The following is a 16,305-nucleotide window of genomic DNA, read 5'->3' as shown; positions in this document are numbered from 1 at the left end:
ATCACGAAAGCGTCATGAAAAGTTCTCAAGCGAAAAGTCCGTGGCTGTGGGTGCCATCGCTGTACTTTGCCCAGGCCATTCCCTATGTCGTCGCGATGAGCCTGTCGGTCATCATGTACAAGGACCTGGGGGTCTCGAATTCCGACATCGCCTTCTATACCAGCCTGTTGTATCTGCCCTGGGTCATCAAGCCGCTGTGGTCGCCCGTAGTGGACATGTTCGGCACCAAGCGGCGCTGGACGGTGCTGCTGCAGCTCGTCGTCGCCGCTTCTCTGGTGGCGGTCGGCACGGTGTTGCACTTGCCCGCCTTCTTTGCCGTCAGCCTGGCCGTCATGTGGCTGATGGCCTTCAGTTCCGCTACCCACGACATTTCGGCCGACGGCTTTTATATGCTCGGGCTGCGCCAGAAGGACCAGGCCGCGTTCGTCGGCGTACGCAGCACGTTTTACCGGCTGGCGACGCTGGCCGGGCAGGGGCCGCTGGTGGTGCTGGCCGGTTATCTGTCCGTGTCGCTGGGCGACGCGCACCAGGCCTGGTCGATCGTGTTCTTCGTGCTGGCCGCCGTGTTCGCCGCCGCCTTCGCCTGGCACCAGCTGATGCTGCCGGTGCCGGAAGCCGACCGCGCGGTAAAAGCCGGCGCCAACCCGCTGCGCGAATTCTTCGGCACGTTTATTTCCTTCTTCCGCAAGCGCGACATCTGGCTGATCCTCGGTTTTATTTTGACCTTCCGCCTGGGCGAAGCGCAGCTGCTGAAGCTGGTGGCGCCCTTCTTGAAAGATCCGTTGGAAAAGGGAGGCCTCGGCCTCACCACCGCCCAGTACGGCTGGGCCTACGGCACGGTCGGCATCATCTCCTTGACCCTGGGCGGCCTGGCCGGCGGCTACCTGATTTCGCGCGTCGGGCTGAAGCGCTGCCTGTGGCTGATGGTGTTTGCCGTGCACTTGCCCGACCTGGTGTTCGTGTACCTGTCGCAGGCGCAGCCGACCAGCGTCTACCTGGTGTCGCTGTTCCTCGCGGTCGAACAGTTCGGCTACGGCTTCGGTTTCACGGCGATGCTGCTGTACATGATCATGGTGGCGGACGGCGAACACAAGACGGCGCACTACGCGATCTGCACCGGCCTGATGGCGCTGGGGATGATGGTGCCGGGCATGTGGAGCGGGGATTTGCAGGAATACCTGGGGTATAAAAACTTCTTTATCTGGGTGTGTATTGCGACGATTCCGGCGTTCATCATGGCGGCGCTGGTGAAGATCGATCCGGAGTTCGGGAAGAAGTGAGCCGGCTGGACTCGCTCGACGCCTTGCGCGGTTTTACCATCGCCGCCATGGTGCTGGTTAACAACCCCGGCGACTGGAGCCACCTGTACGGGCCCCTGGCCCACGCCAAGTGGCATGGCTGGACCTTCACCGACACCATCTTCCCCTTCTTCCTGTTCATCGGCGGCGTCGCGATGGCGCTGTCGCTGGGCCGCCTGGCTGCACAAGGCGCCGACAAGCCGCGGCTGCTGAGTAAACTGGCAAAACGCGCCTGCCTGATCTTCCTGATCGGCTTCCTGCTGAACCTGATCCCGCATTTCAATTTTCAGACGGTGCGCATTCCCGGCGTGCTGCAGCGCATCGCCCTGTGCACCTTGCTGGCGGCGCCGATCGTGGTCTACTGCGGCTGGCGCATGCAACTGGCGCTCATCGCCGCGCTGCTCACGCTGTACAGCGCGCTCATGCTGTTGTACCCGGTGCCCGGCATCGGCGCCGGCGTGCTGGAACCGGGCCAGGACTTTGGCGCGTACATCGACCGCATGCTGCTCGGTGGCCACCTGTGGGTGCAATCGACAACCTGGGATCCGGAAGGGTTATTTTCCACCTTGCCTGCCCTGTGCAGCCAGCTGTTCGGGGTGCTGGCCGGACGATTTTTGCTGACGGCGCTGCCACGCACCGAGCAGACCGTCTGGCTGTTGCTGGCCGGGCTGCTGTTCCTCTGGCTCGGTGCAATCGGCGACGCCATCCTCATGCCGATCAACAAAAGCCTGTGGACGCCATCCTATTGTTTCCTGATGACGGGCTGGGCTTTGCTACTATTCAGCGCCTTCTTCTGGCTGCTCGACGCGAATCCACATGCAGCCGTGCGCCGGGTGGCGGCGCGCTGGAGCACGCCGTTGCGGATCTACGGCATGAATGCGCTGTTCATTTTCGCGTTCTCGGGACTGGTGGCGAAGATGTTCGGTTTTATCAAACTGGCGCAGCCCGACGGCAGCCAGCTGGCGCTGGGCCGCACGCTATATGCGCCGCTGCGAGATTTGCCGCTGGGCGCCGTGAACACCTCGCTGCTGTATGCGCTGCTGTTCAATGCCTGCATGTTCGCGCTGGCCTGGGCCATGTGGCGCCGGCGCTGGTTTGTCAAAGTATGAAATTTATGAGAGGTAGGGAGCGGTAGTGGCAGATATGAAGAAACGCGCGTTTGCGCTGGGCGGGATGGCCGGCATGCTGGCCCTGAGCGGTTTGTTGGCGAGCTGTTCCACCCCAATAAAAGTGGCGACGGCGCCGAAGGGGACGATCCACGCCAGCGGCAAGCTGCCGCCCGCCGCGCCGCGCGAATTCCGCGCCGCCTGGGTCTCGACGGTGGCCAACATCGACTGGCCGAGCCGGCAAAATCTGAAGGCGCCGCAGCAGCAGGCCGAGGCAATCGCCATCCTCGACCGCGCCAAGGCCATGAACCTGAATGCGATCGTGCTGCAGGTGCGCCCGTCGGCCGACGCCATCTATGCCTCGCCGCTGGAACCGTGGTCGGAATATCTGACCGGCGCCCAGGGCCAGGCGCCGCAGCCCTGGTATGACCCGCTGAAATTCTGGGTCACCGAGGCGCATGCGCGCGGCCTCGAACTGCACGCCTGGTTCAACCCCTACCGCGCCCGCCACGACGGCGCCCGTTCGCCGGCCGCGCCGAACCACATCACGCGCTCGAACCCGGCCGCGGTCAAACGCTATGGCAAGTTCATGTGGATGGACCCGGGCGAGGAATCGGCCTCGAAGCAGACCCTCGACGTGGTGCTCGACGTGGTGCGCCGCTACGACATCGACGGCGTCCACATCGACGATTATTTTTATCCTTACCCGATCGAAGCGACCGTCAGCGTGGCCGGCAACGAGGCCGCGCTGGACGGCAAGCCGCCGGCCAAGGGCGAACTCGATTTTCCGGATACGCCGGCCTGGGAACGCTACCTCGCCCGTGGCGGCAAGCTCGACCGTGCGTCCTGGCGCCGCCAGAACGTCAACGAGTTAATTAAGGACATGTACCAGGGCATCCACCGCGAAAAGAGCTGGGTGCGCTTCGGCATCAGTCCCTTCGGCCTCGGTCGTCCGGACCGGCGTCCGCCCGGCATCGCCGGCTTCTCGCAGTACGACAAGCTGTATGCGGACGCGGAACTGTGGCTGCAAAAGGGTTGGCTCGACTATTTCACGCCGCAGCTGTACTGGGCGCGCAGCCAGGCGCCGCAGGCGTATGACGTGCTGCTCGATTACTGGATCGGCCAGAACACGCAAGGCCGCCACCTGTGGCCGGGCCTGTTCACCAGCCGCATCGGCGCGCCGGCCAAGGCGTATCCGCCGCAGGAAATCGTCGACCAGATCGCCTCGACCCGTGCGCGCCCGCAGGCCGGCGGTCACGTACACTTCAGCATGATCGCCCTGATGCAAAACCGCAAAGGCATCACCGACCAGCTGAGTACCGGCTCGTACGCCACGCCGGCGCTGGTGCCGGCCACGCCCTGGCTCGGCAACGTCAAGCCTGGCCTGCCGCGCGTAAAAGCGGTGCGCAGCGGCCGGGGCATCGATTTGAAACTGACGGCCGGCAAGTCGAACGCGCTGTACACGGTGTGGGCGCGCCATGGCGACGAATGGAAGTTCACCGTCGTGCCGGCCTCGAAGGTCGACTGGAAGGTGGAAGACGATGCGCAGCTGGGCGCGGTGGATGCGGTGTTCGTGGCGGCGGTGGATCGCCTCGGCATCGAAAGCGACCGCATCCAGGTGTGGGGCAAACCGTAGGGTGGACGGCTTTGCCGTCCACGCGTTAACGCACGTTCGCACGTTCGCACGTTCGATATGCCGCAGCATCCAGCGTGGAAGCTTCGATCGCGATGGAGGCGCCCACCCTACATTCATTACGCCTACTCATGTATTAACGGCCTGATTCATTAATTGTATTCATATATTTTTACGCATGCTGCATCCACATGACATCGGCCTCGGCATCGACGCCGGCGGCACCCAGACCCGCTGGGCACTGGCGGCGCCCGACGGCGCGGTCCTGGCCGAAGGCACGGTGGCCGGCCTGTCGGCCCTGCAAATGGCGAAACCCGATGGCCGCGCCAGCGTGCATGCCACCTTTGCCGCTCTGGCGCGCGACGTGCTGGCGCATGCGCGCCCGGCCCGGGTGCGCGCCGGCCTCACCGGTTTCGGCGGCGACGGCGAGCAATTGACGCGCTGGCTGGCCGAACTGCTCGGCATCGGGCCCGGCGCCATCGCCATGTGCAACGACATCGACATCGCCTACCGCGCCAGTTTCAATCCCGGCGAGGGCTACCTGGTGTACGCCGGCACCGGCTCGATCGGCGCCTTTATCGATGGCGAGGGCCAGTTCCACCGCGCCGGCGGCCGCGGCGTCGTGCTCGACGATGGCGGCGGCGGTTTCTGGATCGCACGCGCCGCGCTGCGCCATATCTGGCGCCTGGAAGACGAAGCCCTCGGCAGCTGGGAACAATCGGCCATGGCGCGCGCCGTGTTCGCCCACGTCGGCGGAGCGGACTGGGCATACTCGCGCCAGTTCATCTACGGCCAGGAGCGCGGCGAAGTCGGCAAGCTGGCGCTGGCGGTGGCCGCCAGCGCCGCCGAGGACCCGGCCGCCGCCGCGATCCTGGACGACGCCGGGCGCGAGCTGGGCCGCCTGGCCGGCGCCCTGATTCGCCGCTTCGGGCCGCGTCCGGTAGTGCTCAGCGGCCGTGCCGCCGGCCTGCACCCGGCGATCGCGGCCAGCATGCGCGCCAGCCTGCCGCCGAATACCGTCGTCACCCACACCGAGATGCGTGCGCACCACGCCGCTGCCCGCCTGGCCGCCTGCGACGCCGCTGCCTGATTATTTTATTGAACTGAACTGAACGGACCGCCATGAAATCCCTTGCAGCTACCCTCCTGATCGCCTTGCTGGCCGGTTGCGCCACCGCCCCGGGCGGCATCGACAAAACGTATACCGCCAAGGGCCAGGGCAGCCGCGTGCGCTTCCTGGTGCTGCACTACACGGTGGCCGACAAGCCGGCTTCGCTGAAGATCCTGACGCAGCAGCAGGTCAGCGCCCACTACCTGCTGACCGACGACGCCAGCCCGACCGTGTACGGCCTGGTCGATGAAACCCGCTCCGCCTACCACGCCGGCAACTCGAGCTGGCGCGGCTACACCCAGCTCAACAACAGCTCGATCGGCATTGAAATCGTGAACGCCGGCTGGAAGGACACGCCGCAGGGCCGGGTGTATGCGCCGTTCCCGCAAACCCAGATCGACGCGCTGATTCCATTAGTCAAGGATATCGTCGCGCGCCACGGCATCCTGCCGGAAAACGTCGTCGGCCACAGCGACATCGCGCCGCTGCGCAAGCAGGATCCGGGGCCGCTGTTCCCGTGGTACCAGCTGGCGCAGGCCGGGCTGGTGGTGTGGCCGGATATGAACCGCGTCGCCGCCGTACGCCAGGTGTTCGATGTCCAGACCCCGGATGCGGCATGGTTCCAGAAAAAGCTGGCCAGCCACGGTTTCGCACTGGCCCAGACCGGCCTGTTCGACCAGCCGACCAAGACCGTCATCGCCGCCTTCCAGATGAAATACCGCCCGGCGAACATTGCCGGCGAACCGGATGCGGAAACCGCGGCCATGCTGGAAGTACTGACCACGCCAGCCAACGCACCTTTGCCGCCAGTGCCGCCGGCGCCGATTCCGGAAATGCGTCCGGTGCAACCGGCGCAGCCGATTCAGCCACTGCAGCCCGTGCAGCCTCAGCCAACGCAGCCGACGCAGCCGGTGCAACCCGCCACCCCGCCGGCGCCGCCAACCCCGGTGCCCTATACACCGCCGAACACGCCGCCGGTTGCATAAGGCCCACAGTGACGGTCGCCGCGCATCGGGTTTCCCTGTATCCTTCGGCCTGCCCACTTTGCATGGGCCTTTGAGGGATTGAACCATGCGCTTGCGCCACATCGAAGTCTTCCACGCCATCATGCAGGTCGGCACCATCAGCGGCGCCGCCCAGGTCTTGCACATCTCGCAGCCGGCCGTCACCAAGGTGCTGCAGCATGCCGAACTGCAACTGGGCATGCCGCTGTTCGAGCGCGTGCGCGGAAAACTGTATCCGAAGCCGGAAGCGCACCGCCTGTTCGCCGAAACCGAAAAGCTCAACCGCGACCTGCAAGGCATCCGCCGCCTCGCCGCCAGTTTAAAGGGGCGGGCGGTGGAAACGGTGCGCCTGGTGTCGACACCGACGCTGGCGATCAGTGTGCTGCCGCAGGCGATGACGGCCTGGCGCCGCGATTTCGGACAAACCCGCTGCGAACTGGCGACCTACCACACCAGCGAGATCGTCAACGCGCTGCGCCTGGGCGAAGCCGACCTGGCCCTGTCGCTGCAGGATCCGCGCCACCCCGGCATCGTGGCCGAACCGATCGCGCAAGGCGTACTCACCGTGATGGCGCCGGCCGGCACCTGGAGTGCAGCGGAGTGCGCGCAGCCGATCGGCGCCGCCGGATTGACTGGCGAATTGATCGGCCTGGCCGACAACGACCCGCTGGGCGAAATCGTCGTCGCCGCCTGTGAAGCGCAAGGCGTGCAGCCGGTGTTTCGCACCGTGGTGCAAACTTACCAGATCGCCCGTTCGCTGGTCGAAGCCGGCGCCGGCACGGCCGTGGTCGACCCGTTTACGGCGGCCTCGGCGGCATCCGACAAGGTGCAGCGGCGCCAGTGGGCGCCGGCGATCCCGGTCCAGCTGTTCCTGCTGACCGCGAACCACGCGCCGCTGTCGCACGGCGCGCGCGAACTGGCCAATTGCATCGGCGCCACCGCGCGCGCCTGCCTCGACCAGGGGTGCGCATGAAGGACCCGGCCCTGACGCTGGCCAGCGAAGACATCGCCGCCAGCGCCGCCTTCCGCCACCTGGCGTCGATCGCCGGCATCGCGGTCGACCTGCGCTATGCCGGCCCCGACAATTTCGTCGGACGCGATTTGTATTCTCCCTTCGATTGCGCCTGGCTGCACGTCGAGGCGGCCGCGGCCCTGGAAAAGGCGGTGGCCTGGCTGGGCAGGGAAGCGCCCGGCCACACCCTGCTCGTGCTCGACGCCCTGCGTCCGCAGCGGGTGCAGCAGCAGTTGTGGGATGCGCTGGCCGGCACCGGCCTGCAGATGTACCTTGCCAACCCGGCGCGCGGTTCGATCCACTCCTACGGCATGGCGCTCGACGTCACCATCCTCGACCCGCATGGGCGCGAACTCGACATGGGCACCGGCTTCGACGACATGACCGACCTGTCGCACCCGGCATTGGAGGACGGTTTTCTCGCCGCCGGACAATTGAGCGAACAGCAGGTGGACAACCGCCGCCTGTTGCGCGGCGCCATGTTCGGCGCCGGCTTCGTCGGCATCAATACCGAATGGTGGCATTTCGATTGCGGCGACCGCGAACGCGTGCGCGGCACCTTCCAGCGCGTCCTGTGAGACGTCGGCGCGCTCCCGCGCACACTTGAGTTTTCTCAGCATTTCTCTCTGTTCCGGCCCGGACAATCGATTGGTAACGACGAGAGATTGATCGCACGACTTGACGAGCCCGCTTGTTGGGTCGGCGTCTTTCCTTTCGCGCCATACCATTCTTCCAACGGACAGGAGAGGTGCGCAATGAAACGATTCATATTGGCTGCTGCCGTGGGAACGGCGCTGGCGGGCTGCAGCACGGGCGCGGGCGAGATCTTCGCCGCGCAGGACCGGACGATCGAATACGTGCGCGTGTTCGACATCAAGACCGACGCGCCGGCACCCGCCGTGGTCCGTGCCGCCAGCGAAGGCATCAGCCGCAACATCAGCAACGCCACGCTGGCCACGCCGCTGCCGGAAACGGCCGAGGTCCTCGACCAGCCGGGCCGCTTCAAACTGGCCGACGCCCCCGGCGCCGCGCGCGGACCGAGCTGCGACGGCGCCACCTGGACCGCCAAGGCGCGCCCCGACGTGCGCGGCGGCCAGGACATGCACATCGTCGCCTGCCTGTACGCCTATAAAACCGGCTACCACCTCGACATGTATGCCGGCTTTACCAAGAAGGAGGGAGGATGGCTCGAATGGCCGCGGCGCGCCACCGGCATGGTGCTCGGTACCCCGGAAAAATTCGCCGAAAAGACCATGCTCGACGTCGTACGCACGATCCGCGAATCGACCAGGGCGCAGGTGGCCCTGGTCGAAGCCAAGCCCGACGTGTCCGGCGCGCCCTGGCTCGAAGCGGCGCCGGCCGGCACGCAGGCGTCGAAACCCTGACGCCGCGTGCCTGGGGGCTTAGAAGGCCCAGTCCAAACGGGCGTACATTTGCCGGCCGTTGATGCCGATTGGGCAGGTTTCCCAGCAATGGGTAAAGCCCAGTTGCGGGAACGGTGCCGCGCGCACCGGGTCCCACCTGGTTGGATAGGTGTCGAACAGGTTATTCGCGCCGACGGCCAGGCTCAGGCGCTTGGTGAAGGCATAGCGCAGGCTCAGGTCGACCAGCCATTTGGCTTCCCAGGTCTGGATGAAGCCAGGGGTAAAACCCTGGCCCTGCACGTCGCCGAAATAGCTGGCGCGGGTGTTGACGTTCCAGGGGCCGGTCGTGTAGTCGGCGGCAATCACATGGTGCTGGCGCGGCTGGCCGCGTTCGATCAGCGTCACTTGCGTGTCGTCGAACAGTTGGGCGCCGCTCAGGACCGGCGACTGCGAGCGCCGCGCCTTGACCTCGGTCTTGTTGAAACCGAGCTGGCCCGACAGCACCAGGGTCGAACCGGGCCAGCGCGTGGTGTGCTCGGCCACGAGATCGAAACCGTCGGTGCTGGTGTCGATCGCATTCGTGAAGAATTGCGCCTGGCCGACGCGCAACGGATCGAGGATGGCGCGGATCGGGCCGGCGCCCGCTTCGGGCGCGATATTGCTCGAGAAGACGATGCGGTCGTCGATGTCGATGCGGTACAGGTCGGCGGTGACCGAGAAATTTTGCATCGGGCGCAGCACGATGCCGATGCTGGCGTTTTTCGAGGTCTCTTCCTTCAGCGGCGCGATGCCGAAGGCGCGCGTGACGGCGCTGCCTTCGCGCGCGGTCAGGGTTTCGGTCAGCACCCCGGCCGCGTTCAGGTTCGTGGACACCGAGCTGTAGAATTTTTGCTGCACCGAGGGTGCGCGGAAACCGGTCGAGATGCTGCCGCGCAGGCCGACCGTGCGCGACGGGTCGTAGCGCATCGACAGCTTACCGGTGGTGGTGCTGCCGAAGTCGGAATACCGCTCGTAGCGCACCGCGCCGGCCACCAGCAGCTGCTCGGTGAGGTTGTGTTCGGCGTCGATGTAGAGGGCGATGTTGTGGCGGCCGTCGTCGACTTCGGTGGACGGCGTATAGCCGGGGAATCCCTGCGCGCCCGAGGCGGCGATGCCGCCGGCCTGGTCGCGGATCACGATGGCTGGATTGTTGGTGCGGCCGTACTGGTACGAGACCGGGTCGCCGGCTTCGATCTTGTAGTTGTCGGTGCGGTATTCGAAGCCCACCGCCAGCGACACCTTGCGCCCGCCCAGGTCGATCGGGCCGCGCAGGTCGGCATTGACCGTGGTCTGGTTGAATTTCAGGGTGCCGGTATCTGCTTCCAAAGGCGATTCGGCATAGATACCGCCGCCCGGGCGCGGTTCGTACCAGTAGCTGACGTTGATCGACTCGCGCTCGTGGAAGGCAAGCTGGCTGCGCCCATGGTTCACGCTGGCGTCGAACTTCCAGTCATTCGGCAGCGCGTGGCGGTAGCCGACGGCGAACGACGCATCTTTTACCGTGGTGATGATGTTCGGGAGAAAACCGTTGGGGTAGACCGCGGGCACGTTGCGGGCGTCGTCGGCAGTGCGGTAAAAGCCGGCCGAGTCGCCGGTACGTTTCGACACGCCGCCGAAGGCATAGAATTCGCGGTCCTTGTCGATCGGCAAGCCGGCATTCACCCACAGGAAGGCATCCTTGGCCAGGCTGTCGCCGATGCGCTGGGTCACGCGCGGCGGATCGACGCGGGCGCTGTCGACCCCGGCCCGGTTGGTCTCGTTGCGGCGCCGTCCTTCGGCCGACAGGTTGACAAAACCGCCGTCGCCGATCACGAACCCGGTGTTGGCGCTGGCCGAGATCATGTCGCCATCGCCCTCGGAGGTGGTGCCGATCGAGCTGCTGACCTGCGTTTCCTTGACCTGCGATTTCAATACGATGTTGATCACGCCGGCGATCGCATCCGACCCGTACTGGGCGGCGGCGCCGTCGCGCAGCACTTCGATGTGGCTGATGGCCGACATCGGAATGGCATTGATGTCGGTGCCGGCCGAGCCGCGGCCGATGGTTTGCTGGACATTGACCAGCGCCTGCTGGTGGCGGCGCTTGCCGTTGACCAGCACCAGCAGCTGGTCAGGACCGAGGCCGCGCAGGGTGGCCGGGCGGATGATGTCGGTGCCGTCGCTGATAAAAGTGGTCGAGAAATTGAACGACGGATCGAGCGTCTGCAGCAGTTTACCGAGTTCCAGCGGACCGGCGGTCTGCATGTCCTTCGCATTGATCAGCCCTACGGGCGCCGCGGTATCGAGCGCGGTCTTGGCGCTCGAACGCGAACCGAGCACGACGACGCGGGCCGGATTGTCGTCGGCGCCGCTGGTGCCAGTACCGGTGCCGGAGGCGGTGTCCTGTGCGCTGGCTGGATAGAGTACGGCCAGCAAGGCGGTCGCAAGCAGGGTTTGGCGGAAAGGATGGCAGGCAGCAGGTCTCGTCATGTTTTCTCTTTTCTTAATATTCGAAAATGCGGATCACTCGGCAATACAAACCTATAACGCGTGGATATGTTTCCATGCGTACAATTCATATTAACAATTGGCCGATGTCCATACAACGCGCCTAGCATGAGCGTTGTATTTTCGTGTCACCGAAGCAAGATTGTGGACGGAGGGAGAGAAAAGGCAGTAAGCTCGATTGGTTGAGCTTCCGCAAAGCGTGCAATTTCGAGTGGAATTTCAACGGGGAAGGCTGCCAACGTCGTGCTGCCAGCCGATCGGCACCTCATTCGAAGGGCGTAGGGTGGACTCCCGAGTCCACGCGGTACGGCGCTGGCATGACGCTTGCGCCTCTAGCCACTGCTACTGCTACTGCCAAAATACCCATCGGAGCGTCGCCACCACGGTTGAGTTAACACAAATCGAACGGTGAACGCGTGGACTCAGGAGTCCACCCTACGGTACGCCGCGGCCAACAGTGTCAAATAATTTACGGTTGAACGGCCACCGCCGCCGGCGCTACTATTCCCGACTTCGCCACCCAATCCACCAGCGCATCGACCACGGCGCGCCCCCGCCCGTCGCCAGCGCGCTCGTCGTTGACCATCGCCACCACCACGTGTTGCACGCCGTTCGCATCGGGCACATAGCCGGCCACGGCGACCACGTTGCGCAGCGTCCCGGTTTTCAAACGCGCGCGGCCCGCGGCCGGGCTGCCGTTCAGGCGCCGGCGCATGGTGCCGTCCATCGCCGCGATCGGCATGCTGGCCAAAAATTCCGGCGCCCAGTTGCTGCGCAAGCCGGCGCGCAGCAAGGCGCCCATCTGCAACGGGCTGATGCGTTCGATGCGCGACAGGCCGGAACCGTTTTCGATGACAAAACCGCTGTCGTCGATCGCATGCGCGCGCATCCAGCTGCGGATGGCGCCGTCGGCACGCGTATACGTGGTCTGGTCCGGCACGGGCGGCAGCGGGCGGCTGCCCAGCAGCGGGTCCGCTTCCAACGCGCCCAGGCTGAGGAACAGAGTGCGTGCCAGTGCATTGTCCGAGGGTTTGTTGGTATCGCGCACGACTTCCGGCAGGGCGCGCGCACGGTGCTCGGCCAGCAGGCGCGCATCGAATGGCGCGGTGCCGGTGACTGTCTTGCCCGTCAACTTGCCGCCCAGCTGCTTCCAGGTCAGGCGGAACAGGCCGTCGATGTAGTCGTCGCGCTCGAGCACGTTGATGCTGTTGCTGCGCGCGCAGTTTTTCGGATAGGTCCCTTGCAGCACGAGCTTGATGCCGTCTGCCGTGCGCACCGTCTGCGGCAGCTTCCAGCCGCTTTCCCAGCTGGCGCAATCGGCGTCGACCAGGGTCATGTTCGAGGTCACGGTCACCCCGGCCAGCGCCGGCTGCATCTCCAGCCGCAAGCGCTTGTCGGTCGAGCGCATGTCGAGCTGCAGCATGTTCTTGTTGACCAGCAGTGCGTCGGGAATGACGTTGTAATACGCCTCGGGCGACTCGTCGAAGGGCGGCACGCCGACGTCCGTGCGCGCCGGCTGGAACAGGCTGCGGTCCAGCACCAGGTTGCCGGCAATCCGTTTGATGCCCGCATACTGCAGCGCGCGCAGCATGTTGACGAGTACCTCGCCCGAGAAGTCGGCGTCGGCGCCACCGCGCAGCACCAGGTCGCCTTGCAGCACGCCTTTATTATCCAGTTCGCCATTGGTCAGCAATTCGGTGCGTCCGCGAAATACCGGCCCCAGCTGTTCCAGGCTGACCAGCGTCGTCACCAGCTTCATGGTCGAGGCCGGCTGCATCGGGCGCTCGGCCAGGTGCGCCACGACGACCTGGTCGCCGCGCAGCACCAGCGCGCTGAGGGCGTCCGGCGTCATGCCGTTCAGCGCCAGCAACTGCGCCACCGGTTCCGGCAACTGGGCCAGGGCCTGCTGCTGCGGCAGGCAGGCGAGGAGGACGGCGGCGAGGGTCAGGTGACGAAGCATGCGCATCCTTTAACCGAAGAAGAGGTAAGCGACGAAAATGGCGGCGATCACGCCCGCCAGGTCGGCCAGCAAGCCATAGCCGATGGCGTAGCGGCTCTTGCGGATGCCGACCGAGCCGAAGTAGAGGGCCACGATATAGAAGGTGGTGTCGGCCGCGCCCTGCAGGATCGAGGCCAGGCGCCCGACAAAGGAATCGACGCCATAGGTCGTCATGGCGTCGATCATCATCGCGCGCGAGCCGCTGCCCGACAGCGGTTTCATCAGTGCAGTGGGGAGGGCGCCGACGAAATCGGTCGGCAGCCCCAGCTGGGTGAACACCCAACTGAAGCCGCTGACGATCAGGCCGAGGATGCCGGAATTGCGCACCACGCTGATGGCGACCAGCATGCCGACCAGGTAGGGAATGATTTTCAGCGAGGTCTCGATGCCGCCCTTGGCGCCCTCGATAAAGGCTTCGAAGACGTTGACGCCCTTGCGCAGCGCCGCGACCATGAAGGCGGCGATGATCGAAAACAGGATCAGGTTGGCGGCCACCACCGACACCAGTTCGATTTCCGATTTCGCCAGATAATTGGTGAGATAAAACACGAGGGCGCCGATGATCGCCGTCAGGCCGCCGATCCAGCCGAACACGACCGGATCGAGCAGGTTGATGCGCTGGCGCAGGCTGACGGCGACGATGCCGGTGAAGGTCGAGCAGAAGGTGGCGATCAGGGTCGGAATGAAGATATCGGCCGGGTTGGCGGCGCCGAGGATGGCGCGCTGGGCCATGATCGCCAGCGGAATCACGGTCAACCCGGAGGTCTGGATCACCAGGAACATGATCTGGGCATCGCTCGCCTCATCCTTGCGCGGATTGAGCGTTTGCAGGCTTTCCATCGCCTTCAGGCCGAACGGGGTGGCGGCATTGTCGAGTCCGAGGATATTCGCCGAAAAATTCATGACCATGTGGCCATTGGCCGGATGCTCGCGCGGCACGCCGGGAAAGATGCGCGAAAAGAAGGGCGCAATGATGCGTGCAAACAGGTTGATGGCGCCGGCTTTTTCGCCGATGTTCATGATGCCGAGCCAGAGCGTCATCACGCCGGCCAGGGGCAGGGCGATATCCATCACCGCCATCTTGGCCGAGCTGAAGGTGCCGTCGATGACGCGTTTGAAGATTTCGCTGTCACCCAGAAACAGCCATTGGGCAAGTGCTGCGACGAAGCCGACGAGGAAGAAACCAGTCCAGATGTAATTCAATGCCATGGGTCAGTCCGATAAGCGGGCGGGGTCATGCTTGACGCCCCCAGTTCAAGCCGCAGACGAAGTCACGGCAAATGCGCACGATTGTGCAGCGGAGAGTATAGGCGCAGAGCAAGGTGCAAGGATGAAAGAATGCAGCCGCGCCATGCAGAAAAGTTATGATCGCGGGCTGGGATTTGCTTGCGCCAGGCTGCGCGCCTATCATACGCAACGCTCAACCAGGACCGACTCCATGACCCTTCGCGCCGCGTTTTTCAGTTTGCTGCTTGCTGCCGGCGCCGCCAGCGCCGCCGTTTCCGCCCCGGCCGTGGCCCCGCAAGGCGGCGGCAAAGTGCTGCACATGTTCCTGTCCACCAGCGAAACCGGCCTCGATCCCGCCGCCGCCTCGGACATCGCCACGTTATCTCTGCTGGAAAATCTGTTTGACCCGCTGCTGCGTTACGACTACCTGGCGCGTCCGGTCAAACTGCAGCCGAACACGGCCACGGCCATGCCCGAAGTCAGCGCCGACGGCCGTACCTATACCTTCCGCATCCGTCCCGGCATCCATTTCACGCCCGACCCCGCCTTCAAGGGAGTAAAGCGCGAGGTGACGGCGCAGGATTACGTCTACAGCATCCGGCGCCTGTACGACCCGGCCATCAAATCGCCCTGGTCGTACATGTTCGACGGCAAGCTCGAAGGGGACGAAGCGCTCAAGAAGACCTTCAGCCATGACACGCCGATCCCCGGCCTGCAAGCGCTCGACCGCTACACCCTGCGCATGCGCCTGAAGGAACCCGACAACAATTTTCTGTTTTATCTGGCGACGCCGGCCTCCGGCGTGGTGGCGCGCGAAGTGATCGAGGCGTATCCGGGCCAGGCAGGGAACCACCCGGTCGGCAGCGGCCCCTTCATGATTGGCGAGTGGAAGAGAAGCGACCGCATCGTGCTGCTGGCCAATCCGTATTCGACGGCCGTGTTCGACGCAACACCAAATAACAACGCCGAAGACAGGGCGATCGCCGCCGCCTTGCAGGGCAAGCGCCTGCCGCGCGTCGACCGCGTCGAGGTAAAAATTGCCGAGGAATTCCAGGGCCGCATGCTCGGCTTCCTGAACAGCGAATACGACTACCTCGAGCAAGTGCCCGAATCGATGACCGACATGGTAATCCGCGACGGCGGGCTGAAACCGGAGCTAAGGAAACGCGGCATGCAGCTGTCGCGCTTCCCGGTGCTGCAGACCTATTACATGTGGATGAACATGAACGACCCGGTCCTGGGCGGCTATACCCAGAACCGGATCGCCCTGCGCCGCGCGATTGCTCTGGCCTACAACAGTACCGAAGACATCGCGCTGTTAAAAAAGGGCTTTGCGATCAAGGCCGAATCGCCGCTGCCGCCGAACGTGCTCGGTTACGACCCGACCTACCGCAGCCCGGTGCCCTACGACCCGGCCCTCGCCAACGCTTTACTCGACCGCCATGGCTACGGCCAGCGCGATAGCGAGGGATTCCGGCGCGCGCCCGACGGCAAGCCCCTGACGCTCACCATGCACAGCGAAGCGACGGTCGGCGGCCGCCTGCGCGATGAGCTGTGGCGCAAATGCCTGAATTCGATCGGGCTGCGCGTGGTCTTCAAGTCCGATAAAAAGACGGAAATCATCAAGGCGTCGCGCCTGGGCAAGGTGACGATGTTCGAGAGTAACTGGATCGCCGACTTCCCCGACGGCGACAATTTTTATCAGTTGCTGTACGGCCCCAACGCCGGCCGCGCCAATTACGCCCGCTTTAATTTGCCCGCCTATAACGTCCGCTATGAACAGGCGCGCGCACTGACCGATGGCCCGGCGCGGCAACGTTTGTACTTCGAGATGAACCAGCTGATCCACGCCTACAACCCCTGGGTGCCGCTGACCCACGCGGTGTCGGCCGATATTCGCCATCCGTGGCTAAAAAACTACAAGCGTCACCCAGTCGCTTTCACGTCCTGGCGTTATCTGGATGTGGATGTTGCGCAAAGGGCACGCTTGTCCGGGCAGCCGCGTTAGAAAGCGAGAGATTTCCT

At 64.8% G+C, this 16,305-nt stretch carries 12 protein-coding genes; 9 read left to right on the top strand and 3 right to left on the bottom strand.

Annotated features, from left to right (window positions below):
* Positions 1 to 14: 14 nt before the first annotated feature.
* The 8 genes from AC56LG_RS13475 (at position 15) to AC56LG_RS13440 (ending at position 8,549) form a co-directional block, all read left to right on the top strand.
* Positions 15 to 1,280 (top strand): MFS transporter, encoded by a 1,266-nt coding sequence (locus AC56LG_RS13475; RefSeq protein WP_497166588.1) that lies wholly within the window; start codon positions 15 to 17, stop codon positions 1,278 to 1,280.
* A complete protein-coding gene (locus AC56LG_RS13470; protein ID WP_497166587.1) occupies positions 1,277 to 2,407 on the top strand; it encodes an acyltransferase family protein in 1,131 nt (376 codons plus the stop codon). The genes AC56LG_RS13475 and AC56LG_RS13470 overlap by 4 nt, the downstream gene beginning before the upstream one ends.
* Before the next feature lie 34 nt (positions 2,408 to 2,441).
* The gene (locus AC56LG_RS13465) at positions 2,442 to 4,040 is read left to right on the top strand and encodes a glycoside hydrolase family 10-like protein (RefSeq protein ID WP_497166897.1); all 1,599 of its coding nucleotides are present in this window, start codon (positions 2,442 to 2,444) and stop codon (positions 4,038 to 4,040) included.
* Positions 4,041 to 4,215: 175 nt separating this feature from the next.
* Complete coding sequence (locus AC56LG_RS13460) at positions 4,216 to 5,127, top strand: BadF/BadG/BcrA/BcrD ATPase family protein (RefSeq protein ID WP_497166586.1); 912 nt, start codon at positions 4,216 to 4,218, stop codon at positions 5,125 to 5,127.
* A gap of 32 nt (positions 5,128 to 5,159) precedes the next feature.
* A complete protein-coding gene (locus AC56LG_RS13455; RefSeq protein WP_497166585.1) occupies positions 5,160 to 6,134 on the top strand; it encodes an N-acetylmuramoyl-L-alanine amidase in 975 nt (324 codons plus the stop codon).
* 85 nt (positions 6,135 to 6,219) lie between these two features.
* Positions 6,220 to 7,125 (top strand): LysR family transcriptional regulator, encoded by a 906-nt coding sequence (locus tag AC56LG_RS13450; RefSeq protein WP_497166584.1) that lies wholly within the window; start codon positions 6,220 to 6,222, stop codon positions 7,123 to 7,125.
* On the top strand, positions 7,122 to 7,742 hold the full coding sequence (locus tag AC56LG_RS13445) for a M15 family metallopeptidase (protein ID WP_497166583.1): 621 nt from the start codon (positions 7,122 to 7,124) through the stop codon (positions 7,740 to 7,742). Before AC56LG_RS13450 ends, AC56LG_RS13445 begins: the two co-directional genes overlap by 4 nt.
* 177 nt (positions 7,743 to 7,919) lie before the next feature.
* A complete protein-coding gene (locus AC56LG_RS13440; RefSeq protein WP_497166582.1) occupies positions 7,920 to 8,549 on the top strand; it encodes a hypothetical protein in 630 nt (209 codons plus the stop codon).
* Positions 8,550 to 8,567: 18 nt separating this feature from the next.
* Here AC56LG_RS13440 and AC56LG_RS13435 read toward each other — a convergent pair whose 3' ends face one another.
* The 3 genes from AC56LG_RS13435 to AC56LG_RS13425 all read right to left on the bottom strand — a co-directional run bounded on the left by AC56LG_RS13435 (position 8,568) and on the right by AC56LG_RS13425 (position 14,262).
* Positions 8,568 to 11,036, bottom strand: coding sequence for a TonB-dependent receptor plug domain-containing protein (locus tag AC56LG_RS13435; RefSeq protein WP_497166581.1), 2,469 nt, complete (start codon positions 11,034 to 11,036; stop codon positions 8,568 to 8,570).
* Positions 11,037 to 11,523: 487 nt separating this feature from the next.
* Positions 11,524 to 13,014 (bottom strand): D-alanyl-D-alanine carboxypeptidase/D-alanyl-D-alanine endopeptidase, encoded by a 1,491-nt coding sequence (dacB, locus tag AC56LG_RS13430; protein WP_497166580.1) that lies wholly within the window; start codon positions 13,012 to 13,014, stop codon positions 11,524 to 11,526.
* Positions 13,015 to 13,023: 9 nt separating this feature from the next.
* Positions 13,024 to 14,262: a nucleoside recognition domain-containing protein gene (locus AC56LG_RS13425; protein WP_497166579.1), complete on the bottom strand. Its 1,239-nt coding sequence runs from the start codon at positions 14,260 to 14,262 to the stop codon at positions 13,024 to 13,026.
* Positions 14,263 to 14,491: 229 nt separating this feature from the next.
* Between AC56LG_RS13425 and AC56LG_RS13420 the strand changes: the two genes are divergently transcribed.
* Positions 14,492 to 16,288: an ABC transporter substrate-binding protein gene (locus AC56LG_RS13420; protein ID WP_497166578.1), complete on the top strand. Its 1,797-nt coding sequence runs from the start codon at positions 14,492 to 14,494 to the stop codon at positions 16,286 to 16,288.
* Positions 16,289 to 16,305 lie beyond the last annotated feature (17 nt).

Source organism: Telluria sp. ZB2R32, from assembly GCF_059685715.1.
Note: the sequence above shows the minus strand (reverse complement) of the source record. Positions and strands in the feature narration are given on the sequence as shown.

Coding starts and splice junctions, on each gene's coding strand:
- AC56LG_RS13475 (WP_497166588.1), top strand. CDS start 15: ATGAAAAGTTCTCAAGCGAAAAGTCCGTGGCTGTGGGTGCCATCGCTG.
- AC56LG_RS13465 (WP_497166897.1), top strand. CDS start 2,442: ATGAAGAAACGCGCGTTTGCGCTGGGCGGGATGGCCGGCATGCTGGCC.
- AC56LG_RS13460 (WP_497166586.1), top strand. CDS start 4,216: ATGCTGCATCCACATGACATCGGCCTCGGCATCGACGCCGGCGGCACC.
- AC56LG_RS13455 (WP_497166585.1), top strand. CDS start 5,160: ATGAAATCCCTTGCAGCTACCCTCCTGATCGCCTTGCTGGCCGGTTGC.
- AC56LG_RS13450 (WP_497166584.1), top strand. CDS start 6,220: ATGCGCTTGCGCCACATCGAAGTCTTCCACGCCATCATGCAGGTCGGC.
- AC56LG_RS13445 (WP_497166583.1), top strand. CDS start 7,122: ATGAAGGACCCGGCCCTGACGCTGGCCAGCGAAGACATCGCCGCCAGC.
- AC56LG_RS13440 (WP_497166582.1), top strand. CDS start 7,920: ATGAAACGATTCATATTGGCTGCTGCCGTGGGAACGGCGCTGGCGGGC.
- AC56LG_RS13435 (WP_497166581.1), bottom strand. CDS start 11,036: ATGACGAGACCTGCTGCCTGCCATCCTTTCCGCCAAACCCTGCTTGCG.
- dacB (WP_497166580.1), bottom strand. CDS start 13,014: ATGCTTCGTCACCTGACCCTCGCCGCCGTCCTCCTCGCCTGCCTGCCG.
- AC56LG_RS13425 (WP_497166579.1), bottom strand. CDS start 14,262: ATGGCATTGAATTACATCTGGACTGGTTTCTTCCTCGTCGGCTTCGTC.
- AC56LG_RS13420 (WP_497166578.1), top strand. CDS start 14,492: ATGACCCTTCGCGCCGCGTTTTTCAGTTTGCTGCTTGCTGCCGGCGCC.